Source organism: Pseudenemella bisphenolivorans, assembly GCF_051133435.1.
GTDB lineage: Bacteria > Actinomycetota > Actinomycetes > Propionibacteriales > Propionibacteriaceae > JAAYAO01.
Genome location: NZ_JBPGNY010000001.1, coordinates 164,743 through 186,269, shown reverse-complemented (window position 1 = coordinate 186,269; position 21,527 = coordinate 164,743). Strand labels below are relative to the sequence as shown.

22 protein-coding genes are annotated in these 21,527 nt (G+C 66.8%); 19 read left to right on the top strand and 3 right to left on the bottom strand.

Annotation, left to right across the window (positions count from 1 at the left end; all coding sequences use genetic code 11):
* Positions 1-35: 35 nt before the first annotated feature.
* Genes sufD through ACR4XW_RS00890 form a run of 5 tightly spaced genes read left to right on the top strand, consistent with a single transcriptional unit; the run spans position 36 to position 4,089 of the window.
* Entirely contained in the window at positions 36-1,223 is a 1,188-nt protein-coding gene (gene sufD, locus ACR4XW_RS00910) for a Fe-S cluster assembly protein SufD (RefSeq protein ID WP_434758629.1), read from the top strand.
* A 7-nt stretch (positions 1,224-1,230) separates the two neighbouring features.
* Entirely contained in the window at positions 1,231-1,992 is a 762-nt protein-coding gene (sufC, locus tag ACR4XW_RS00905; RefSeq protein ID WP_434758628.1) for a Fe-S cluster assembly ATPase SufC, read from the top strand.
* The gene (locus ACR4XW_RS00900) at positions 1,992-3,236 is read left to right on the top strand and encodes an aminotransferase class V-fold PLP-dependent enzyme (RefSeq protein ID WP_434758627.1); all 1,245 of its coding nucleotides are present in this window, start codon (positions 1,992-1,994) and stop codon (positions 3,234-3,236) included. The genes sufC and ACR4XW_RS00900 overlap by 1 nt, the downstream gene beginning before the upstream one ends.
* Positions 3,236-3,688 carry a Fe-S cluster assembly sulfur transfer protein SufU gene (gene sufU / locus ACR4XW_RS00895; RefSeq protein ID WP_434758626.1) on the top strand — a complete coding sequence of 151 codons (453 nt, stop codon included), beginning with the start codon at positions 3,236-3,238 and terminating at the stop codon, positions 3,686-3,688. The genes ACR4XW_RS00900 and sufU overlap by 1 nt, the downstream gene beginning before the upstream one ends.
* On the top strand, positions 3,685-4,089 hold the full coding sequence (locus tag ACR4XW_RS00890; RefSeq protein ID WP_434758625.1) for a metal-sulfur cluster assembly factor: 405 nt from the start codon (positions 3,685-3,687) through the stop codon (positions 4,087-4,089). The genes sufU and ACR4XW_RS00890 overlap by 4 nt, the downstream gene beginning before the upstream one ends.
* 169 nt (positions 4,090-4,258) lie before the next feature.
* Here ACR4XW_RS00890 and ACR4XW_RS00885 read toward each other — a convergent pair whose 3' ends face one another.
* On the bottom strand, positions 4,259-4,891 hold the full coding sequence (locus tag ACR4XW_RS00885; protein WP_434758624.1) for a 2'-5' RNA ligase family protein: 633 nt from the start codon (positions 4,889-4,891) through the stop codon (positions 4,259-4,261).
* 225 nt (positions 4,892-5,116) lie between these two features.
* Between ACR4XW_RS00885 and ACR4XW_RS00880 the strand changes: the two genes are divergently transcribed.
* The 14 genes from ACR4XW_RS00880 (at position 5,117) to ACR4XW_RS00815 (ending at position 18,391) form a co-directional block, all read left to right on the top strand.
* Positions 5,117-6,016, top strand: coding sequence for a phosphate/phosphite/phosphonate ABC transporter substrate-binding protein (locus ACR4XW_RS00880; RefSeq protein WP_434758623.1), 900 nt, complete (start codon positions 5,117-5,119; stop codon positions 6,014-6,016).
* A 2-nt stretch (positions 6,017-6,018) separates the two neighbouring features.
* Positions 6,019-6,792 carry a phosphonate ABC transporter ATP-binding protein gene (gene phnC, locus ACR4XW_RS00875; RefSeq protein WP_434759383.1) on the top strand — a complete coding sequence of 258 codons (774 nt, stop codon included), beginning with the start codon at positions 6,019-6,021 and terminating at the stop codon, positions 6,790-6,792.
* Positions 6,789-7,640, top strand: coding sequence for a phosphonate ABC transporter, permease protein PhnE (phnE, locus tag ACR4XW_RS00870; RefSeq protein ID WP_434758622.1), 852 nt, complete (start codon positions 6,789-6,791; stop codon positions 7,638-7,640). Before phnC ends, phnE begins: the two co-directional genes overlap by 4 nt.
* The gene (locus ACR4XW_RS00865; RefSeq protein WP_434758621.1) at positions 7,637-8,335 is read left to right on the top strand and encodes a GntR family transcriptional regulator; all 699 of its coding nucleotides are present in this window, start codon (positions 7,637-7,639) and stop codon (positions 8,333-8,335) included. Before phnE ends, ACR4XW_RS00865 begins: the two co-directional genes overlap by 4 nt.
* Positions 8,335-8,742, top strand: a complete 408-nt coding sequence (locus ACR4XW_RS00860) for a phosphonate C-P lyase system protein PhnG (RefSeq protein ID WP_434758620.1) — start codon at positions 8,335-8,337, stop codon at positions 8,740-8,742. The genes ACR4XW_RS00865 and ACR4XW_RS00860 overlap by 1 nt, the downstream gene beginning before the upstream one ends.
* Positions 8,739-9,275 (top strand): phosphonate C-P lyase system protein PhnH, encoded by a 537-nt coding sequence (gene phnH, locus ACR4XW_RS00855; protein ID WP_434758619.1) that lies wholly within the window; start codon positions 8,739-8,741, stop codon positions 9,273-9,275. The genes ACR4XW_RS00860 and phnH overlap by 4 nt, the downstream gene beginning before the upstream one ends.
* Complete coding sequence (locus ACR4XW_RS00850; protein WP_434758618.1) at positions 9,275-10,327, top strand: carbon-phosphorus lyase complex subunit PhnI; 1,053 nt, start codon at positions 9,275-9,277, stop codon at positions 10,325-10,327. Before phnH ends, ACR4XW_RS00850 begins: the two co-directional genes overlap by 1 nt.
* Positions 10,324-11,205 (top strand): alpha-D-ribose 1-methylphosphonate 5-phosphate C-P-lyase PhnJ, encoded by an 882-nt coding sequence (locus tag ACR4XW_RS00845; RefSeq protein ID WP_434758617.1) that lies wholly within the window; start codon positions 10,324-10,326, stop codon positions 11,203-11,205. Before ACR4XW_RS00850 ends, ACR4XW_RS00845 begins: the two co-directional genes overlap by 4 nt.
* Positions 11,202-12,020 carry an ATP-binding cassette domain-containing protein gene (locus ACR4XW_RS00840; protein WP_434758616.1) on the top strand — a complete coding sequence of 273 codons (819 nt, stop codon included), beginning with the start codon at positions 11,202-11,204 and terminating at the stop codon, positions 12,018-12,020. The genes ACR4XW_RS00845 and ACR4XW_RS00840 overlap by 4 nt, the downstream gene beginning before the upstream one ends.
* Positions 12,017-12,643, top strand: coding sequence for a P-loop NTPase family protein (locus ACR4XW_RS00835; RefSeq protein ID WP_434758615.1), 627 nt, complete (start codon positions 12,017-12,019; stop codon positions 12,641-12,643). The genes ACR4XW_RS00840 and ACR4XW_RS00835 overlap by 4 nt, the downstream gene beginning before the upstream one ends.
* Positions 12,640-13,767, top strand: coding sequence for an alpha-D-ribose 1-methylphosphonate 5-triphosphate diphosphatase (locus ACR4XW_RS00830; RefSeq protein WP_434758614.1), 1,128 nt, complete (start codon positions 12,640-12,642; stop codon positions 13,765-13,767). Before ACR4XW_RS00835 ends, ACR4XW_RS00830 begins: the two co-directional genes overlap by 4 nt.
* 103 nt (positions 13,768-13,870) lie before the next feature.
* Positions 13,871-14,713: an SDR family NAD(P)-dependent oxidoreductase gene (locus ACR4XW_RS00825; RefSeq protein WP_434758613.1), complete on the top strand. Its 843-nt coding sequence runs from the start codon at positions 13,871-13,873 to the stop codon at positions 14,711-14,713.
* 74 nt (positions 14,714-14,787) lie between these two features.
* On the top strand, positions 14,788-16,386 hold the full coding sequence (locus tag ACR4XW_RS00820; RefSeq protein WP_434758612.1) for an ABC-F family ATP-binding cassette domain-containing protein: 1,599 nt from the start codon (positions 14,788-14,790) through the stop codon (positions 16,384-16,386).
* Between the two features lie 139 nt (positions 16,387-16,525).
* Positions 16,526-18,391 (top strand): ABC transporter ATP-binding protein, encoded by a 1,866-nt coding sequence (locus ACR4XW_RS00815; RefSeq protein WP_434758611.1) that lies wholly within the window; start codon positions 16,526-16,528, stop codon positions 18,389-18,391.
* A gap of 28 nt (positions 18,392-18,419) precedes the next feature.
* Here the strand turns inward: ACR4XW_RS00815 and ACR4XW_RS00810 are convergent, their stop codons facing one another.
* Positions 18,420-19,157: a hypothetical protein gene (locus tag ACR4XW_RS00810; protein WP_434758610.1), complete on the bottom strand. Its 738-nt coding sequence runs from the start codon at positions 19,155-19,157 to the stop codon at positions 18,420-18,422.
* Positions 19,158-19,323: 166 nt separating this feature from the next.
* A complete protein-coding gene (locus ACR4XW_RS00805) occupies positions 19,324-20,934 on the bottom strand; it encodes an ABC transporter substrate-binding protein (RefSeq protein ID WP_434758609.1) in 1,611 nt (536 codons plus the stop codon).
* Between the last annotated feature and the right edge of the window lie 593 nt (positions 20,935-21,527).

Genomic DNA, 21,527 nt, shown 5'->3' with positions numbered 1-21,527 from the left:
CCCGCCCGCACGACCACGAAAGAAGCTGAACCACGTTGTCCGCTACCCCTGTGCTCGAAGCCCTCGAGGCCAACGGCACCATCGCCAGCCACCTGCACCCCGACCCGTCCTTCGACCCGGCCGACCACCCGATGCCGACCGGACGCGAGGAGGTGTGGCGGTTCACCCCGCTCAAGCGGCTCAAGACCCTGCTGGACGGGGAGGGCACCGGCGCGCGCCTGACCGTCTCCGGTGACCTGCCCGAGCAGGTGGTTGCTCGCGAGATCGATCTCGAGCAGGCCAAGGAGCTCGGCGCGGTGGCCCCGTCCGACCGGATCGCCGCCCTGGCGGTGGCCAACGCCCCCTCGGTGTGGCATCTCGACCTGCCCCGTGAGGTGGAACTCGACGACACCGTGGTGCTCGACCTGACCGGCTCCGGTGAGACCGTGCACTCCCACGTGTTGATCACCGTCGGCCAGTTCGCGAAGGGCTCGCTGGTGTTGCGGCACCGGGGGACGGGTTCGTACGCCGCCTCGGTGACCGTCCTGGTCGGCGATGGGGCGAATCTGAATCTGGTCTCGATCCAGGACTGGGACGACGACGCGGCCCACGGCGGTCAGACCAATATCCGGGTCGGCCGGGATGCCTCGGTGCAGACCGTGACCGTCAGCCTCGGTGGTGACATCGTCCGGCTGTTGGAGAACGTCGCCTACGACGGGCCCGGCGGCAAGATCGACCAGTACGGCCTGTACTTCGTCGATGCCGGCCAGCACATCGAGCACCGGATTTTCGTTGACCACAACGAACCGCACACCCAGTCGAATGTCGACTACCGCGGGGCCCTGCAGGGTGAGGGCGCGCACTCGGTGTGGATCGGTGACGTGCTGATCCGCAAGGCAGCGACCGGGATCAACACCTACGAATCGAACCGCAACCTGGTGCTCACCGACGGCTGTCGGGCCGACTCGGTGCCGAACCTGGAGATCGAGACCGGTGAGATCGACGGTGCCGGTCACTCCAGCACCACCGGCCGGTTCGACGACGAACAACTCTTCTACCTGCGCAGCCGCGGCATCGACGAGAACGAGGCCCGCCGCCTCGTGGTGCACGGTTTCTTCGCCGATATTCTGCGCCGGATCGACGACCCCGAGATCGTCGCCGGCCTGACCAACGCGCTGGAGGACGAACTCAGCGCCACGATCGGCCCCTCGACCACCATCCCCGACGACATCCAGGAGTCCTGAGAAAACCATGGCAACGCTCGAGATCAACGACCTGCGGGTTGAGGTCCACACCGAATCCGGCCCGAAGGAGATCCTCACGGGGGTCAACCTGACGGTCAACACCGGTGAGGTCCACGCGATCATGGGCCCGAACGGCTCCGGCAAGTCGACCTTGGCCTACGCCCTGGCCGGCCACCCCAAGTACCACGTCACCTCCGGTACCGCCACCCTCGACGGCGAGGACCTGCTGTCCCTCGGTGTCGACGAGCGCGCCCGCGCCGGCCTGTACCTGGGCATGCAGTACCCGGTCGAGGTGCCCGGGGTGTCGGTCGCGAACTTCCTGCGCACCGCCCGCACCGCGATGTCGGGGGAGGCGCCCAAGGTGCGCACCTGGGTCAAGGAGGTCAACGAATCGCTGACCCGCCTCGGCCTGGACAAGACCTTCGCCCAGCGCTCGGTCAACGAGGGCTTCTCCGGCGGTGAGAAGAAGCGTCACGAGATCGCCCAGCTCGAACTGCTCGACCCGAAGTTCGCGATCCTGGACGAGACCGACTCCGGCTTGGACATCGACGCGGTGCGGATCGTCTCCGAAGGGGTGAACCGCTTCCACGCCCAGGGTGGCAAGGGTGTCCTGCTGATCACCCACTACACCCGCATTCTGCGTTACATCAAGCCCGATCGGGTGCATGTGTTCGTCGGCGGCCAGCTGGTCAACAGCGGCGGCAGCGAACTGGCCGACGAACTCGAGGCCGAGGGCTATGACAAGTACATCAAGGTGGCGCAGGGCTGATGACCCGGGCTGCCGCACCCTTCGATGTCGCCGGGATTCGGGAGGACTTCCCGATCCTGGCGCGGGAGTATGCACCCGGAAAGCCGATCACCTACCTCGACTCGGGCAACACCTCGCAGAAGCCCCGCCAGGTCGTCGACGCGATGGCCGACCACTATCTGCAGCACAACGCCAACGTCGCCCGCGCCATGCACCTGCTCGGTGCGGAGGCCACCGAGGCCTACGAGGGCGCGCGGGCCAAGGTGGCCCGGTTCATCGGTGCGGCGCGTGCCGAGGAAGTCGTCTTCGTCGGTAACGCCTCGGCGGGATTGAACCTCACCGCCCATTCGCTGGGTGCGGGGCTGGGCCCAGGCGACGAGATCGTGATCTCGGTGATGGAGCACCACTCCAACATCGTGCCCTGGCAGATGCTGGCCGAACGCACCGGCGCCACCCTGCGCTGGTTCGACATCACCGACGAGGGCCGCCTCGATCTGGCGGACGAGTCGCTGATCAACGAGCGCACCAAGATCGTGTCGGTGACCTGGGTGTCGAACGTGCTGGGCACGATCAACCCGATCGCCGAGATCGCCGAGCGTGCGCACGCCTTCGGCGCCAAGGTCGTCGTCGACGCCTCCCAGGGTGTGCCGCACCTGCCCACCGACGTCGCGGCCCTCGGGGTCGACCTGTTCGTGTTCACCGCGCACAAGATGCTCGGCCCCACCGGTATCGGTGTGGTCTGGGGACGCTACGACCTGCTGGCCGAACTGCCGCCCTTCCTCGGCGGCGGGGAGATGATCGAGGTGGTCAGGATGACCGGCTCGACCTATGCCGCACCGCCGGCCCGGTTCGAGGCCGGCACCCCGCCGATCGTCCAAGCTGTTGGTCTGGGCGCGGCGGTCGACTACCTGTCGGCCATCGGGATGCCCGCGATCGCCGAACGCGAACACCAACTGGTCGAATACGCCCTGGCCGGCCTGGGCACCGTCCCCGGTTTGCGCTTGTTGGGCCCGACCACCAGCGAGAACCGCGGCGGAGCATTCTCCTTCCGGCTCGACGACATCCATCCCCACGATGTGTCCCAGCTTCTCGACTCGCGGGGCGTGGCGATCCGGGGCGGGCACCATTGCGCCCGTCCGGTGCACGAGCGGTTGGGGGTGCAGTCGTCGTCGCGGGCATCGTTGTACCTGTACAACACCGAGGCCGAGATCGACGTGCTGATCGAGGCCCTGAACTGGACCACCGACTTCTTCAAGGGACGCTGATGGACGTCAACGCCTTGTACCAGGACATCATCCTGGATCACTACCGAGCCAAGTCGAACTCCGGCCTGCGCGAGCCCTACCAGGCCGAGGTGCACCACGTGAACCCGTCCTGCGGTGACGAGCTGACCCTGCGGGTGAACCTCGATGGTGACCGGGTGGCCGACGTGTCGTACCACGGTGAGGGCTGCTCGATCTCGCAGGCGTCGACCTCGATCATGACCGAGCTGGTGATCGGCCACGACCTCGACCACGGCCTGGAGCTGTACGAGGAATTCAAGGAAATGATGCACGGGCAGGGCAAGATCGAACTCGACGAAGACCGTTTCGAGGACGCGATCGCCTTTCACGGGGTGGCGAAATTCCCCGCCCGGGTGAAATGTGCCCTGCTGGGCTGGTCGGCCTTCGCCGACGCGGTCCACCAAGCCACCGAAGGACAAGGAGCCAACGGATGACCGAAAACGCTGAGACCCCCGGCAACGAGGTGCGCCCGTCCGACCTGGTGCGCGACACCCTGCCCGACGGCTCGGCCGGGGCCGCAACCTCGGTGACCACCGAGGAAGACCTCACCGAGGCCCTCAAGGACGTCGTCGACCCCGAACTCGGCATCAACATCGTCGACCTCGGTCTGGTCTACGGAGTCCACGTCGAAGAGGGCAACCACGCCGTGATCGACATGACCCTGACCAGCGCGGCCTGCCCGCTGACCGACGTGATCGAGGACCAGACCGCCGCCGCCCTGGAGGGCCTGGTCAACAACCACGAGATCAACTGGGTCTGGATGCCGCCGTGGGGCGTGGACAAGATCACCGAGGACGGCCGCGAACAGTTGCGTGCCCTGGGCTACAACGTCTGACCCGACTTTCGTACGAAACCGCCGACTCACTTGGACCGGGTCGGCGGTTTTCGGCTGTTCCGGGGCCGGAATCACCCCGGGTGGGTACCAAAACCCCCAACTCAGGAACCCGAATCGGCGGCTTCCGGCCGAAACCGTTGGGTGAGTTGGAGGTTTTGGTACCCTCGGCTCAGCAGGCGGGTTCCTGGCGCAGCACGTCCCATTCCCACATCCGGTTGTCCTTGCCGAGTCGCATCAGGGTCAGCGTCGGGGTGACCGACACGCTCTCGTCCAACCCGGCTGCCACCTGCGACAGATCGTCGACGATCGGGCCGATCGGTGCGGTGCCGTTGCTGTAGCTCAGCGATACATGCGGACGGAAAGGCCCCCACTGGCGGGGTCCGCGTACCTCATCAACTCCGGCGCGCTGGGTTTCGAGCAGAACGGTCAGCCACTCCGGCACCTCGGCGGTGAGCATCACCGCTTCGTCGGCCACCAGAAGTCCGGTGAACGTCAACTCGGGACCCTGCAACACCCGCCAGGCTTCGAACACCGGGTCGGCAATGGCTGCCACGTGTTGCTCATCGATCTCATCGGTGAACCCGATCCCGGTCATGGTCAGGTGCAGCCACTGCCGGGGGATCAGGTCCAGTTCGGGGTGACGGCCCAGGGCCGTCCCCACCCGGTCGGCGATCTCATGCACCGCCGGGGCCTGCTCCATCGTCAGATGGAAGGTGTAATTGCGACGCCCGGGCTGCCAGCCGCGTCGCCACTCCCAGTGATTGCGAGTCTCGGTAATGCCGTCGATGAGGGTGATTTGCACAAGCGGCAAGCGTAGGGCCCCAGATCCTCGACGTCATCCGACGGGCACCGAACCGCTCGGAAACACAGCGGTGAACTGTTCGTGACCACCGCTGCGTTATCGACCCACCTCGCGCAATCGTTCATCCGGAAGATCCCCGGATGTCGCTTTGGCTGGCTGGACGTGCCACTTATCTAGATGAATCTGACGGTGTTGTACCCACCCCACCCCGATAGGACAACACTGATGGGCATCTGGAAACGTCCGCGGACGATCATTGCCGTCTCCGTACTGGCACTTTCCGGCCTGGGCCTGACGGCCTGCGCCTCCGACACCGCCGCCCTGGAGGGCGACGAAACCGACACCGTCCGGATGGCGGTCACCGACCTGCAGGGCATGGAAGAGCTGCAGCGCGAGTTCGGTGCTTTCAAGAAGACCTTCGAGGACAAGACCGGCTACACCCTCGAGTTCTACCCGGTCAACGACCGCACTGCCGCCGCTGCGGCGCTCACCTCGGATCGGGTCGACCTGGTGTTCACCGGCCCGGCCGAGTACGTCGTGCTGCACGAGCGCACCGACGCCGAGCCCGTCGTCTCGATCGAACGCCCCGGCTATCGCTCGGTGATCTACACCAGTGCCGAATCCGGCGTCACCAAGCTCGAGGACCTCAAGGGCAAGAAGGTCGCCATGAGCGACATCGGCTCGACCTCCGGGCACCTCGGTCCCTCGCAGTTGCTGATGGACGGCGGGGTCAACCCCTTGGAAGAACTCGAGGTCGTCACCGTTGGTGATGCCGTTCACCAGGCACTGGTGCGCGGCGATGTCGCAGCGGTCGGAATCGGTCACCACGATTACGAGGAATTCACCGAGGGTCAGGCGGACACGTTCCCGGTCCTGGTGGAGGGTGACCCGCTGCCGGCCGATGTGATCATGGTGCGCAAGGGTTTCGACGAGAAGGCCACCGCGAAGATCAAGGAAGCCTTCGTCGAGAACTGGGACGAACTGCTGGCCGCCATGCTCGAGGGCAAGGACAACGCCAAGTACCAGGACGCCCGGCTGATCGAATCGACCGACGCCGACTACGACCGAGTGCGCGATATGTACCGCGCGATCGGCGTGGACGACTTCGCGAACGCTCCGAAGTGACCATGACGGCGGCGGTCGAGGTTGAAGGACTGACCGTTCGCTACCCCAACGGCAACCAAGTTCTGTCCGGCCTCGATCTGAAGGTCGGGGCCGGCGAACTGGTGTCCCTGGTGGGTGCAAACGGTGCCGGCAAGTCCACCCTGCTGCGGACTCTGATCCGACTGCAGGAACCTGCCGAGGGAACGATCCGCATCGGTGGTGAGGATGTGACGACCATGCGTACTCGCGCATTGCGTCGGGTCCGCACCCGCGTGGGGTTCGTATTCCAGAAATTCAACCTGGCCACCCGCATGAGCGTGCTCAGCAACGTCACGATGGGCGCTTGCGGCACCGTGGGGGCCCGCGCCGTGGTCGCACGGACGGCACCGGGAGAGATCAAGGAGCGCGCCGTCGCAGCCCTGGAACGAGTGGGGCTGGCCGATCAGGCCCAACGCCGGGTCAGCAGCCTGAGCGGAGGACAGCAACAGCGGGTTGCCATCGCACGAATGCTGGTTCAGCAACCCGAGGTGATTCTGGCCGACGAACCGGTTGCCAGCCTGGATCCGGTGTCGGGCAACGCGGTGATGGAGTTGCTGCGCAGCATCGCCGTCGATGACGGACTCACCGTGATCGCCGCACTGCATCAGATCGACTTCGCGCTGTCGTTCACCGACCGGGTCGTCGGACTGCAGGACGGCATCATCCAACTCGACCAACGCGCCCAACAGCTCGCGCCCACCGACCTGACCGGTGTGTACGGCGGCCTCTCGCGCACGGAAGCAGGCGGTGCAGCGTGAAAACCAAGGAACTCGGGAAGAACCCGCAACGGATGTCCCGCCGGCGACTCCCGCTCGGCCGATGGCTGTTGCTGGTGATCGTGGCAGCCCTGTTGCTTCACGGCTGGAGTCAGGGTGCCAAGATCGACCCGGCCAACCTGCTGGTCGGATTGGGACGACTGGTCGACTTCCTGGTGGACGCCTTCCCACCTGATCTCGATCGGCTCGGCGCAATCACCTTGTCATTGCTGGTGACCTTCGAGATGGCGCTGCTCGGCACCATCATTGGGGCGCTGTTCAGCCTGCCGCTCGCGTGGGCCGCCGCGCGCAACACCAGCCCGCACCCGATCGTCTACGGCCTGGCCAGGGGATACATCTCGGTGTGCCGCACCATCCCCGACATGGTGTGGGGCCTGCTGTTCGTCATCGCCGTGGGTCTGGGGCCGCAGGCCGGTGTCCTGGCCCTGGCGGTCGACACGATGGGGTTCTGCGGACGTTTCTTCGCCGAAGCCATCGAGGAGGTCGACCCCGGGCCGGCGCAGGCGCTGGAAGCCAACGGCGCGTCCCGGCTCGCGGTGTTGCTGGGAGGCATCGTGCCGAATGCCATGCCGTCCTTCATCGCCACCAGCATGTTCAGCCTCGAGCAGGCCACTCGATCGTCGGTGGTCCTGGGGCTGGTCGGGGCCGGTGGCATCGGCATCGAGTTGTCGGTGTCGATGAGCCTGCTGCGGTACGACGAAGCGATGACCATCATCCTGTGCATCTTCGTGGTCGTGTTGATCGTGGAACGCATCTCGGCCGCCCTGCGGCGTGCCGTGCTCGATGACAACGAGCGGATTCCCGCCGAGCTCCGGGGAGTCGCGGCATGACCACTGTGCCCATGTATCAGCAGATCATGACCGATCTGGAGCTGAAGATCGTCGACCTGCCGCCGGGCACCAGATTGCCCACCGAAGCGACCCTGGCCCGGGAGTACGGAGTCAATCGGCTGACCGTGCGCGAAGCGCTGGCCGCACTGTCGCGCCAGGGGCTCGTGGCCAGTGCCCAGGGACGAGGAACCTTCGTCCGGCCTCCGGTGGAGCGCTACGAGGTTGCCGGTGGACGGGAAGCGAGCCTCAGCCGCGCCATGCGCGAAGAGGGGCGTGCCGTGACCCACCACGTACTCGGCCGGGACCACGATGCAACACCACCGGCGTGGCTGCCCACCTGGCACCAGCCATGGAAAGTACGCACCCTGCGCATCGTCGACGGTGAACCATGGTCATTGACCACCACCTGGTTCGATCCGCTGCGCCTGCCCGGGGTGGGGCAGCACTGGCCCGCCCACACATCGCTGTACGACGTGTTGGCCGAGCAATACGGCATTCACGCCGTTCGCTTGGACAGGGCCTTTGCCGCCGTACCCGCGGACTTGGAGAGCGCCCGACGACTGGGCGTCGAACTCGGCATGCCGATGCTGCGGGTGCGCGGCACCAACGCCGACGCATCCGACCCCACCCCGGTGATGGCGGTGGAGCACCTGTACAACGGCGAGGCCGTCGAGTTCTCCACGAGGTTCGGATGATGAACCCGACACAACTCTGGTCGCTGCTGGCGGCGGCTCCCGGCCCTGAACTCGAGGCTCTGGCCGATCAGATCCTGGCCGCCACCCCCGACATCGAGGTTGTCACCGGCCCGGAAGTCGTCTCGGTACCCCTGCGGTGGGCGTCCGAGGCGGGTGAGGTGATCATCGGACACACCACCATCACCACCTGCCAGATGAGCTTGGCCGGCACCCTTGGTGACGGCGTCCGTCCCGGCCGCGACCTACCCGGTGCGGTGGCGGCCGCGGTGTGTGCCGCCGAAGTCGCCCGACAAGGCACTCGTGGTGACCAGATTCGAGATCTGGCACACAGCGGCGAAAGAACACGAAAGCTGCGGGCCCAACAACGGGCCGACCTGGTGGAAGCGACCCGATTGGACCACACATGAGTTGGGATCCCGTCCATGACATCAGGCGCACGTTCCGGGCTCTGTTGGACGCTCAGTGCGACCCCGGTGCGCCCCAGCGGCTACCGGAACCCCACAGCAAGGAGGCCAGCTGGTGTGCGGTTCTGGCCACCCTGTTGGACGAGGGTGCTCCGACCGCAGTGCTCAGCGCCGACGCCCAAGTCAGCGAGTGTCTTACCGAGGTCGGTGCGCCGCTCACCGAACTGTCCGATGCCGAGTTCGTGGTGACTGACCAGGCCTCGGCGGCAGACCTGGCCGCGGTGCCCACCGGCACGGCACTGAATCCCGAACTGGGAGCCACGGTTCTGATCGATGCGGCCGACGGCACCCTGTGCAGCTTGGGCGGGCCAGGCATCCCCGAACCGGTGATCCGCGACGTTCCGATCAACCCACGAGTGCTGGAAGTACGCAACGAGGCGTGTGCTGATTATCCGCGCGGTTTCGACCTGGTGATCGTCGGCGCGGGGTCGATCTGGGCGATACCGCGCAGTACTCGCATCCGGGAGGTCGGCTGATGTACGCCACTCAGGTCTCCGGTGCCGCGGTCACGGCATCGAAGCTCGCTCGCAGCGCGCACACAACCTCGGTGCAGGGCGTTGGCGGTCTCACCGGGCTGATCGAGCAGGTCTGCGGTGAGGCCGGTGTGTGGGCCCCGGACGCCGCAGAGAGAGCCATCGCCCAGGCAGCCGGTGATCCCGCCCAGGCAGTTGCTCTGGTGCGGGTCTGGGCATCGACCCTGCCGCACGCACCGAGCCACACCATCGACGATTCCGACGTGCACGTGGTGCGCCGGCTGACTTCCGCCTTCGCCGAGGTGCCGGCCGGCACCTGGCTGGGGCTCGCCCCCGAGGTGGGTGGCCGCATCCTCGAGTGGGGCGACGAGACCGTGGCCGCCACGCACGGCGCCGCGGACGTCACCTCCACGCCCGGCGTGAACGGATTCGACACCTCGCCCGGCCGGGATGCGCCGTCCCGCTCGGCCACCCCGAGGGTGCGTGACCTGCTGACGGGGGTGCGGCTGCAGTCCCCGCCGGAATCCGAACCCGGCAAGGACCCGGCAAGCGCAGCACTCAGTGCCCCGTTCGGTCGCAGCACCCGACTGGCCATGATGGCGCGCGGAGACACCGGGGCCTTGTGTGCCCTCGCGGTGCAGGTACTGGCTCACCGTCGCGAAGCCGTCCTGTTGGAACTGGTGGTCGCCGAGGTCGACATCCGACTGGAGCACCCCACCACCGGGGACGCCGCAGTGGTGCAGACCGTCCCCGTGGTCAGTGCCGAAATCGTTCTGGACGCCGAAGTCGAAGGCTCGGCCGGTTTGGCCGTGGGCACCGGAATCAGCCTCGGCACCACAGAGCGCCGCGCCCTGGCCATCGCCCTGCTGGACGGGGCCATGGTGGCCGACGGCCAGTTGCACACCACCTTCACCCTGGACGAACAAACCGTCGTGGCCACCAGTGACGGCGCCGCCACGATCGGATTCATCGAGCACCTGCGGTTGCCCCACCACGCCAGCTTCGCCTCATACCTCGCCCAAGCCGGCGAGCCCACCGGGGAGGAACAGCCATGACCACGGTGCAAGAACTGGCCGCCCGCCACGGCCGGAGTCAGGCCTACGCCTACCTGGACGAAAAAACGAAACGTGCCATCCGGCGCGCCCTGCTGAAGGCCTTGGCCATGCCGGGACGTCAAGTGCCGTTCGCGTCCCGGGAGATGCCGGTTGCCCGGGGCTGGGGTAGTGGTGGATTGCAGGTGACGCTGTCCTTGGTCGGGCCGGACGACGTCGTCAAGGTGATCGACCAGGGCGACGACGATTCGGTGAACGCGACCGCCATGCGGGAATTGATCGCCGAAACCGCCCGGGCCAGGCCCACCACCGACACCCGCGAAGCCACCATTGTGCAGAGCCGCCATCGCATCCCGGACGAACCGATGCGTGACGACCAAGTGCTGGTTCTGCAGGTACCCCACCCCGAGCCCCTGCGACGGGTACTGCCGGACGAACTCACCGCCCGGCAGGCGCATGCCGAACAGGACTACACAGCGGCGTGGGTGGAACTGGTCGATGACGAGGTGCGCTACGGCGGCCCCAGCACCGGTGCGGACTACCCGGTGCTGGTCGATGGGCAGACGCTGATGAGTCCCAGCCCGATTCCGCGCCACGATCTGGCGCGGCTGAACGGTGCCCCTCATCCGATTCTGCTCGGCGCCGGCCGACGAGCACGGGTCACCGCTTTGCCGCCGCACACCCGGGTGCGTCCGCTGGAACTCGATGACCGGCCCCTGGCGGTCGAGCGGGCCGGTGGGCCCTGCGAGCGGTGTGGCTCGACGACCAGCTACCGGGTGCCCGACGTGGCCGGCTACGAGCTGGTTGCCACGGCCGACACCGGACGGTGGCGCTGCAGTGACACCGACGCATGTCGGCGTTCGGCCGAGGAGCGGCGATGAGAATCCTGGAGCCCCCACAGACCGGTCTGGACGTCGACGGCCTGTCGGTCGCGTTCGGCCCAACCTGCGGCCAATGCCGTCCGGCGGACCACGCCCAGCGGTGTTCCGCCTGCGGCACGTACTGGGCCTTGCGCGATATCGCGCTGTCGGTCGCCAAGGCCGAGACCATCGGAATCGTCGGTGAGTCCGGGTCGGGGAAGACCACCTTGCTGCGCACCATGTACCGGTCACAGGCACCCACCACCGGACGGGTCTGCTTGTCCGGTGTCGATGTCGCCGAACGTCCGATCGGGCTGTATCAGCGTGATGACGTGGTGATGGTGCATCAGAACTCGGCGACCGCGGGCCTGGGGCCCCGGCAAGCCGCACTCTCCAATGTCGCCGCGAGGTTGCTGCACGCCGGGGAACGGCGGTTCGAGGCATTGGCCGAACGGTCGGGCGCGATCCTGTCCGAACTGGGCATCGATCATGACCGCCACGCCGACCCGCTGCAGACGTTCTCCGGCGGAATGCAACAACGGGTGCAACTCGCCCGGGCTCTGGTCGCCCCGGCACAACTGCTGCTGCTCGACGAACCCACGACCGGACTGGACCCGTCGGTTCAAGCCGACCTGTTGAGGCTCCTGCAACGGGTCACCGATGCCGTACAAGCCGCCGTGGTCATCGTGTCCCACGATCTGGAGGTGGTGCGGCTGCTCGCCGACCGCATCATCGTGCTCTACCAAGGACGCGTGGTGGAACAGGGCCTGGCCGACCAGATTCTCGGCGATCCGGAACATCCCTACACCCGACTACTGGTTTCGAGCCGCCTGTGAACATCGCACTGCAAGCCCATGAACTGGCCAACTCGGGCGACTGGGTCGGCATCCCCACCAGATTGCCCGGCCTGGACGCGCGCGCGGGGCAGTGGCGGCACCTGACCGCCACCGACCCCACCACAGCCTCGCGGGCGGTGGCCCTCTTGGCCGGGAAACTCCGCCCCACTGCCGGCACACTCCGAATAGCGGTCGACCGGCAGGCCTGGGAACCCACCAACGGCTCGGCACACCTGTGGGCCTGGTTGCGCAGGGAGATCGTGCACTACGCCGGTGGTTACCTGCCGATAGCCCCGAGCGAACCCGTCGGCGAAGCAGTGACCCGGCTGACCGGCAGTAACCAACCCGAGGAGTTGTTGTCACGCCACGGACTGGCACGGCTGGCCGAGCGGCGCTGGGGTGAACTTGCGGCACGACCGCGACATCAGATCTCGCTGGTGGTGGCGCTGGCATCCCCGCTACCGATCCTGATTCTCGACCTTGTCGGGCTGCAAACCCCGGCACTGATCGACCACGCCGCCGAACGTGTCGACGGGGGAGCACTCATCGTGTCCGCCGGCGACCACCCCGTGACCCACCAGCATGCAAGAACTGTTCACCTGCCCGACGAAGGAAACCAATGACGACCGTGTTGACCGACCTCACCCTGCTGCCCGGTCGAGGTGCCGACCCCATCCCGGTGGCCCGAATCCAGCTCGACGACTCGGGCGTCATCACCGCGATCGAGCCCGGTGCGGGTTCCGAGACCCGGTTCCTGGTGCCGGCAGGAGTGGACCTGCATCTGGACAACTTCATCGAGCGTCGTCGTCCTCGAGCCTCTGTGGTGCTCGACCTGGCGACCGTGGTGGCCGCCATGGATGCAGAATGTGCTGCCGCAGGGATCGGCACCGTCTGCGTGGCAGCCCGCTGTGAGGAAAGCCCCGGAAAGGGCGTCATCGCCCGCGACGCGGTCATCTTGGCCGAGGTCGTGCAGAAGCTGCACGGCTCCCTGGCCTGCGATTGGCGCTTGCACGCCCGCGTCGAAATCACCGACCAGATCGCTCTGGAGACCCTCGCCGAGGTGCTGCAGGTCTCGGACCGGGTGGCGCTGGTTTCGATGATGGAACACACCATCAACCGATCTCGTTTCGGCTCCGAAGAAGCCACCATCGCCTATTACGCCGAGGACTGGGGCAAGAGCGTCGAAGAGACCGCCGCCATCTTCGCGGCCAAAACTCTCACCGAGGAACAACGTCGACAGCGTCGGGCACAGGTGGCAGAACTCGCCCGCAAGCACGGGATTCCGTTGGCGAGCCATGATGACCGTGAGCCCGGTCAGGTGGACGATGCTCATCGGCTCGGGGCGAGGATCGCCGAGTTCCCCCTGTCGGCGGCAGCGGCCGAACGGGCCGGTGAACTGGGGATGTTCCGCGTGCTGGGGGCGCCCAACGCCATGCGGGGCAAATCCACCTCACCGGGCAATCTGCTGGTCGGCGACGCCACCCGAGCCGGGCTGGTGGACGGGCTCTGCACGGACTATCTGCCGATTTCGCTGTATGCGGGGGCCTTTGCCCTGGCCGATCGCGGTGAGGTGTCGCTCGTCGAGGCAGTTGATCTGGTCTCCACCGGGCCGGCCGATGTGCTCGGCCTCGAGCAGCCCGAGATTGCGGTCGGCCAACCCCTCACCGCCGTGCTGTTGGAACGTGCCGACGGAGCCCTGCTGGGACGCGGCCTGTGGCGCTCCGGAGTGCGTACCTTCATGCGCTGACGGACCCATATCGTGGCGCCCCCGGCGGGGGTGGTTCTCAGCTCCCAAGTGTTAGCTCTAGTGTTAGCTGCACAGAGGAACCCGAAATGTGAGGGGAACGACGATGGCAGATCGCGTCGCGATTGTGACTGGTGCCGGCCGAGGACTGGGGCGCAGCCACGCACTGGCTCTGGCCGCCGATGGTGTGGCGGTGGTGGTCAACGATGTGGGCGACCCGACCCCGGTGGTCGAGGAAATCAAGGCCGCCGGTGGTGAGGCGGTCGCCAACTCCGATGGCGTGGACACCTGGGAGGGTGGTCAGGCGATCGTCGACACCGCCCTCGACAACTGGGGCCGGCTGGACGTGGTGGTCAACAACGCGGGCATCCTGCGCGACGTCAGCTTCCAGAAAATGACCCGCGAGCAGGTCGAGGACGTGATGGCGGTGCACCTGCTCGGTGCCTTCCACGTCACCCATGCCGCCTGGCCGCACCTGAAGGAGCGCGGCGGCGCGGTGGTGATGACCGCGTCCGGTTCGGGTATCTACGGCAACTTCGGCCAGGCCAACTACGGCGCGGCCAAGATGGGCCTGGTGGGTCTGACCCGGGTGCTCAGCATCGAGGGCAAGAAGGCCGGAATCCGGGTGAACGCGATCGCGCCGCTGGCACGTACCGCGATGACCGAGGAGATCATGCCCGCAGAGGTGCTGGCCAAACTCGACCCGGAGTGGATCTCGCCGCTGGTGGCCTGGCTGGTGCGTCCCGATTGCCCCGAGACCGGGCACATCTTCTCGGTCGCCGGTGGCCGCTACGCCCGGATCGCGATCGTCGAGGGCCCCGGTGCGGTCTTCGACACCGTGCCCAGCGTGGACGAACTGGCCGCGGCCCACGAGCAAATCACCACCATCGAGGGATTCACCGAACCCAAGAACCTGACCGACCAGATCACCCTGGTCTCCGGCTCCTGACGAGCCGTCCGACACGGTGATGGACGTCGCCGGGGATTTGGTACCGGACCATCTCCCCGGCGACAATCACGTTCGTGCTTGTTGCCCGTGAACTCGAGATCCGCGCCGGAGCCCGGTTGCTGTTGTCGTCGGTGTCTTTTCAGATTGCCGCCGGCGACAAGATCGGCCTGGTCGGACGCAATGGGGCGGGCAAGACCACACTGACCCGCATCCTGGCCGGTGAGGGTCTGCCCGCCTCGGGCCAGGTCAGCAGATCGGGACAGATCGGCTACCTGCCGCAGGACCCACGCACCGGCGACCTCAGCCAACTGGTGCGCGACCGGATTCTGTCCGCCCGCGGGCTGGACCGGATTCTGTTGCGGCTGCGCCGGGCCGAGGACGAGATGGCCGCCGCCGACGACCGGGCCCGCGAAGCGGCGATGGAGCGCTACACCCGGGCCGAGAACGAACTGATCGCCGCCGGCGGATACGCCGCCGAGGCCGAAGCCGCCCGGATCGCGGCCAACCTGGCCCTGCCCGATCGCGTCCTGGGCCAAGAACTCGGCACCCTGTCGGGTGGTCAACGCCGCCGGGTCGAACTGGCCCGGATTCTGTTCTCCAATGCCGACACCCTGCTGCTGGACGAACCGACCAACCACCTGGACGCCGACTCGATCGTGTGGCTGCGCAACTACCTGCAGACCTACTCCGGCGGGCTGATGATGATCAGCCACGACACCGACCTGCTCGAGGCCACCGTCAACAAGGTGCTGCACCTGGACGCGAACCGCTCCGAGATCGACATCTACGCGATGAACTGGAAGCGGTACCTGACCCAGCGCGAAACCGACGAGAAGCGCCGTAAACGCGAACGGGCCAATGCCGAACGCAAGGCCGACCAGTTGCTGGCCCAGGCCGACAAGATGCGTGCCAAGGCCACCAAGGCCGTCGCGGCACAGAACATGGCCAAGCGCGCCGAACGGCTGTTGGCCGGGGTCGAGGGGGAGCGGGCCGGCGACCGGGTGGCCAAGATCCGGTTCCCCGAACCGGCACCGTGCGGCAAGACCCCGCTGACCGCCCGTGACCTGTCCAAGTCGTACGGCTCGCTGGAGGTGTTCACCGGGGTCGACCTGGCCATCGACAAGGGCTCCCAAGTGGTCGTGCTGGGCCTCAACGGCGCGGGAAAAACCACCTTGTTGCGGATCCTGTCCGGGTTGGAGGAGCCCGATACCGGTGAGGTGGTGGCCGGGCACGGGCTGAAACTCGGTTACTACGCGCAGGAACACGAAACTCTGGATGTCACCCGCAGCGTGCTGCAGAACATGGTGTCGGCCTCGCCGAACCTCAACGACACCGAGGTGCGCAAGGTGCTCGGCTCGTTCCTGTTCTCCGGCGACGATGTCGACAAACCGGCCGGGGTGCTGTCGGGCGGGGAGAAGACCCGCCTCGCCCTGGCCATGCTGGTGGTCTCCAGCGCCAACGTGCTGCTGCTGGACGAGCCGACCAACAACCTCGACCCGGCCTCCCGGGCCGAGGTGCTGGAAGCGATCCGCACCTACGCGGGCGCGGTGGTGCTGGTCACCCACGACGAGGGGGCGGTGGAAGCACTGGACCCCGACCGGGTGTTGATCCTGCCCGACGGGGTCGAAGACCTCTGGACCCCCGATTACACCGACCTGATCTCCCTGGCCTGACCCGTCGACCCCGTCCTGCCCGTCCGGGACGGGCCGAGCACACTCACACAGTTGGTCGGGCGTGGTTGGATGAAGGATGGTCGCGTTCACCAGCGGGACAGCGGCACCACCGGATGAGGAGAACAAGCGCGCAGTGACTATGGGAATGGGTCCGGCGAGCCCGGGCGGCCTGATGCGCCGGATGGGCAAGGGCCAGGACATCGGCGACTTCAGGCCCGACCGGGCGATCTGGCGCCGGGTGCTCGGGTACGCCAAGCCCTACCGCGCCACGATCGTCCTCTTCGTGACCATGGTCGTGCTCGGGGCCGCCCTCTCGGTCGCCCCGCCACTGCTGTTCAAGGAGATCATCGACCGCGGCGTGCTCGGCGGCGACAAACAGATCGTCGTGATGTTGGCCCTGGTGGTGGCCGGCCTGGCGATCGCCAGCGCCGTGAGTTCCCTGATCGAGCGCTGGTGTTCGTCCCGCATCGGGGAGGGGCTGATCTACGACCTGCGCACCCAGGTGTTCGACCACGTCTCGTCGATGCCGGTGGCCTTCTTCACCCGTGCCCAGACCGGCAAGCTGGTCTCCCGGCTGAACAACGACGTGATCGGCGCCCAACAGGCCTTCACCTCGACCTTGTCGAATGTGGTCTCGAACGTGATCCGGCTGGTGCTGGTGGCCGGGGCGATGATCGTGCTGAGCTGGCAACTCACCCTGGCCTCGGTGGTGCTGCTGCCGATCTTCTTCATTCCGGCCCGGATCATGGGCAGGAAACTGGCCGGACTGACCCGCCGCCAGATGCAGTACAACGCCGACATGGCCGCCACGATGACCGAACGCTTCAGCGTCTCGGGGGCACTGCTGGTGAAACTCTTCGGGCGATCGCAGGACGAACATGACGGTTTCGCGGCCAAGGCCGGGGGAGTACGGCACGTCTCGGTGCAGATCGCGATGAACCAGCGCTTCTTCATGGTGTCGCTGACCCTGGTGGCGGCCCTGGCCACCGCCCTGGTGTACGGGGCCGGTGGTGTGATGGCCGTGGACGGGATGCTGACGGTCGGTACCGTCACCGCCTTGGCCGGGCTGTTGGCCCAGTTGTACGGCCCGCTGACCCAGCTCACCAACGTCCGGATCGACGTGATGAGCGCCCTGGTCAGCTTCGACCGGGTTTTCGAGGTGCTCGACCTGGCGCCGATGATCATCGAGGCCGAGGACGCGGTCACCCCCGAAGCGCCCTGGTCGGTGGAGTTCAAGGACGTGCACTTCAGCTATCCCAGCGCCGAAGAGGTGTCCCTGGGCAGCCTGGAGGCCGTCGCGATCACCGAGCGGGCCGGCTCCGAGGTGCTGTCGGGATTGGATTTCCGGGTCGAACCGGGTCAGACCGTGGCGCTGGTCGGATCATCCGGCGGCGGTAAAACCACCATCACCCACCTGATCGCCCGGCTCTACGACGTCACCGGTGGGTCGGTCGAGGTGGCCGGCACCGACGTGCGCCGCTGGCATCTGGCCGCGCTGCGCGACCGGGTCGGCTATGTCACCCAGGACGCGCACATGTTCCACGACACGATCGGGGCGAACCTGCGCTATGCCCGTCCCGGAGCCGCCGAGGACGAACTGTGGGCCGCTTTGGAGGCCGCCCAGGTGGCCGACCTGGTGCGCAGCCTGCCCGACGGCCTCGACACCGTGGTTGGGGAACGCGGATATCGGCTCTCCGGTGGTGAACGGCAACGCCTGGCGATCGCCCGGCTGCTGCTGAAGTCGCCCCCGATCGTGGTGTTGGACGAGGCCACCGCCCATCTGGATTCCGAGTCCGAGGCCGCGGTGCAGCAGGCCCTCGACCGGGCGATGGAGAACCGCACCAGCGTCGTGATCGCGCACCGTCTGTCGACGATCCGCGATGCCGATCAGATTCTGGTCGTCTCGGGGGGACGGATCGTCCAGCGCGGCAGCCACGACGAACTGCTCGCCACCGGCGGTCTTTACGCGGAGTTGTACGACAAGCAGTTCGCCCACCGCGGGTGAACGACCTCGGCTGAACGCACGCCGGCCGTCAGCGCTGCAGGATCAGCAGCTCGAGGTTCGAGAGCTCGACCAGGGATTCATCACTGCGATTCAGGGAGTCACAGGGCACGTCGGCGATGAACAAGACCTGCTTGCGGGTGCCGGCGATCTCTTCGGGCAGATCGGCACCGGTGATGTGGACATCGTTCGAAATCGCCAAGGGGCCATCGACGCGGTGACGTTCGACGACCTCGGCCCGGGCGTTGCCGAGCATCGGGCCGAGGCCGTAGACATAGTCCCTGATGTTGAAGGTGACGTAGCACTGACCATCGGTGGGAATCAGGTAGTTCTTGCCCCGTTTCAGGTCGACGTCGTAGTCCACCGTGCTGCCGGGGCCGATCAGGGTGATCGTGTGGGTGCCCGCAGTGCCCTCGACGAAGCGTCGGGGTTTGCCTCCGGTGAAGCTGTCAACGTCCTCCCCGTCCACCTGCAAGCGATACGTCGCCTCGTCGGGGGCGAGGACGGCCAGCCGCGGCTGCGGGCTGGACAACAGGAGCAGGAGCCCCGGCAGGGTGACAGCGGCGACTACCAGCCCTACCCCCAGCAGCACGATCGGCCAGACCCGTCGCTGGGGCCGTCCCTCGGCCGGGGCGGGTGCCAGCGCGTGGAAAGCCGGGCCGTGGGGCGGATACCCCCGGTGCGGCGGGGCACCGGACGGTCGCTCGTGCGGTGGATGGTGCGGCGGTTGGTGCGGCGGCTGGGCAGGCGGTCCGGAAGGTGGGTGCATCAGTTCTCCTCGGGATCGCGGGGCGCCCTGCCCCAGCACCGGACATTGTGACAGGCCAATGGGCCGCAGCCGGCCCCATGAGGCCGATGGACGGGGCACTGGAAACCGAACGACACAGCCCTCCGTGGCCGGGACCGCGGAGGGCTGTGTTCGTGCGTTCGGAGAGTCAGTTGTCGCTGACAACCGCCTGATCGAGGAACACCGTGTAGGCCCCCGAGGGGACGATGCCGGTCACGTTGTCATTCCAACCGACGGTGGTGGCCATGGTGGCCATCATCGCGATCGGCGGATCCTCGTCGAAGGCCTGCTGCACCTTCGCCAGCGCCTTCTGCTTGTCCTCCACCGTGTTGGCCCCGAGCAGTTCGATGCCGGCGGTGTCGAAGTTCGGGTTCTGATAACCGGTGACGTTGGTGTTGGCGGTCGACCCGTAGTTGTTCCACAGGTTCGCCGGGATGTCGGTGTCGGGCATCGCGGTGTACGACAGGGACACCTCGAAATCGTGCTCCGCCCACACCTTGTTGGCCTTGTCGCGGCGGTACTCGACCTTGCTGTTGAAACCGACCGCATCGAACTGGGCCTGCAGTACCTGGCAGACCTTGCGTTCGGCCGGGGTCTGGTCGCACAGGATGTCGAGGTTGCCGTCGAAGCCGTCGGCCTTGGCCTCCTCGACCAGCTTCTTGGCCTTCTCGACGTCGTATTCCAAGGAGGTCTTCTCACCGAACAGGGCAGCACCCTCCGGCACGACCGACTTGCTCGGAATCGCGGTGCCCTCATAGGCCCGGTCGTTGATCACGTTCGGGTCGAGCGCGTGCACCATCGCCTTGCGTACTCGCGGGTCGGACGTGGCGTACTTCTCCCGGTTGTTCATGAACACCATCTGGGCCATCGAGGTGGGTTCGACGAATCCGTTGAAGTCCTTCTGCAGCCGGGCGCCGATCTCGGGATCACGGGTGAACATGACGTCGATCGAGCCGCTGCGCAGGCTGTCGATGGTGGTTTCCTCGTTCTCCAGGTACACGAAGCGCAGGTTCTTGGTCTTCGGCGCCTCACCCCAGTAATCGGGGTTGGTGGTCAGGACGAGTTCCTCACCCGGCGCCCACCGCTCCAGCTTGTACGGTCCGGCGCCCACCGGGTTGTTGCCGAACTCCTCCTCGCCCATCTTCTTCACCGCGGTGGGGGAGACCACGGTGCCGGGCAGGTTGGTCAGATCGCCCAGGAAGCTGAAGTTGGGCCGGTCGAACTTCAGCACCACGGTGTGTTCGTCCGGGGCCTCCATCGAGGTGGCCTGTCCGACCCCGGCGCCGAAGCGGGACGGGGTGTCGACGTGCCGCTTGAGGCTGAAGATCACCGCTTCGGCGTTCAACGGGGTGCCGTCGGTGAAGGTGACCCCGTCACGCAGGTTGATGGTGAGCTCGGTGCCGTCGTCGTTGAAGCTGAAGTCTTCGGCCAGGCGCGGCGAGTACTCCAGGGTTTCGGGGTTGTAGGTCAACAACGTGTCGTAGATGGCATGCAACTCGATGCCGCCGGAAGTGCCGGTGCCCAGAGCCTTCACCGGATCGAGCGCGGTGGGGGGCTGGAAGGCCCCGAAGTTCAAGGTGTCTTTGGGGGTGCCGCTGGGCTCGGTATCGGTATTGCCGAAGAACTTGGCTCGTTCTTCGGCGTTCGAGCCGGCGGGATCTCCGCCGCCACCGTCGGTTCCGTCATCGGTGCGAACCCCACAGGCCGACAGGATAACGAGACCCGCCACGGCCAGGGAGGCGAAGAGCTTTTTGCGCATCGGAGTCCTTTCACTGGAACCGCCAATGCTGCTGTCTGCGCCTCCCCGTCCGAGAACTGCCATTTCAGTGAGTGGGAGTGGAATTCGCACTATTTCTGGGTGACGGCGCCTACGGTGAGCATGCGGCCCGATCCATCCTGTCGACTCCCCGCTGCCCATACCGCCGCTTCCGGCGCCGAGGCCAGTCCTTGGGGCGGTCTTCCGTGCCTCCGGCTCGCTCCCTTCGGGCCGGATGGTTACACCGAATGCTGGTGAGATCGCATGCTCAGTGGGCTGGGCGATGACTTCACGGGAGCGGATCTGTGATGTCGGTCTGAATGGCGGGGACTTCGTGCATCGTGATGGGGGGCGTACCCGGGGGATCCGGAGCGGGGTCAGGTGCTGCTGCAGGGACGGGGTAAGGGGCGCTGGCGACAAGATCGGTGTAGTGCTCCACGCTGGGAACTTGAGCGGGTGTTCCTGCGAAGGTCGGCGAGGTCTCAATGGCCACTGCGAGTCGAGTGCCGTCAGGTAGGAGGCGTTCGATGATCAGGTATCGCCCGTCCGGATAGTCCCGGATGTAGCGGATGGCCGTGCCATATCGGTCGCAACCG

Coding starts and splice junctions, on each gene's coding strand:
- sufC (WP_434758628.1), top strand. CDS start 1,231: ATGGCAACGCTCGAGATCAACGACCTGCGGGTTGAGGTCCACACCGAA.
- ACR4XW_RS00900 (WP_434758627.1), top strand. CDS start 1,992: ATGACCCGGGCTGCCGCACCCTTCGATGTCGCCGGGATTCGGGAGGAC.
- sufU (WP_434758626.1), top strand. CDS start 3,236: ATGGACGTCAACGCCTTGTACCAGGACATCATCCTGGATCACTACCGA.
- ACR4XW_RS00890 (WP_434758625.1), top strand. CDS start 3,685: ATGACCGAAAACGCTGAGACCCCCGGCAACGAGGTGCGCCCGTCCGAC.
- ACR4XW_RS00880 (WP_434758623.1), top strand. CDS start 5,117: ATGGGCATCTGGAAACGTCCGCGGACGATCATTGCCGTCTCCGTACTG.
- phnC (WP_434759383.1), top strand. CDS start 6,019: ATGACGGCGGCGGTCGAGGTTGAAGGACTGACCGTTCGCTACCCCAAC.
- ACR4XW_RS00865 (WP_434758621.1), top strand. CDS start 7,637: ATGACCACTGTGCCCATGTATCAGCAGATCATGACCGATCTGGAGCTG.
- ACR4XW_RS00860 (WP_434758620.1), top strand. CDS start 8,335: ATGAACCCGACACAACTCTGGTCGCTGCTGGCGGCGGCTCCCGGCCCT.
- phnH (WP_434758619.1), top strand. CDS start 8,739: ATGAGTTGGGATCCCGTCCATGACATCAGGCGCACGTTCCGGGCTCTG.
- ACR4XW_RS00850 (WP_434758618.1), top strand. CDS start 9,275: ATGTACGCCACTCAGGTCTCCGGTGCCGCGGTCACGGCATCGAAGCTC.
- ACR4XW_RS00845 (WP_434758617.1), top strand. CDS start 10,324: ATGACCACGGTGCAAGAACTGGCCGCCCGCCACGGCCGGAGTCAGGCC.
- ACR4XW_RS00840 (WP_434758616.1), top strand. CDS start 11,202: ATGAGAATCCTGGAGCCCCCACAGACCGGTCTGGACGTCGACGGCCTG.
- ACR4XW_RS00830 (WP_434758614.1), top strand. CDS start 12,640: ATGACGACCGTGTTGACCGACCTCACCCTGCTGCCCGGTCGAGGTGCC.
- ACR4XW_RS00825 (WP_434758613.1), top strand. CDS start 13,871: ATGGCAGATCGCGTCGCGATTGTGACTGGTGCCGGCCGAGGACTGGGG.
- ACR4XW_RS00815 (WP_434758611.1), top strand. CDS start 16,526: ATGGGAATGGGTCCGGCGAGCCCGGGCGGCCTGATGCGCCGGATGGGC.
- ACR4XW_RS00810 (WP_434758610.1), bottom strand. CDS start 19,157: ATGCACCCACCTTCCGGACCGCCTGCCCAGCCGCCGCACCAACCGCCG.
- ACR4XW_RS00805 (WP_434758609.1), bottom strand. CDS start 20,934: ATGCGCAAAAAGCTCTTCGCCTCCCTGGCCGTGGCGGGTCTCGTTATC.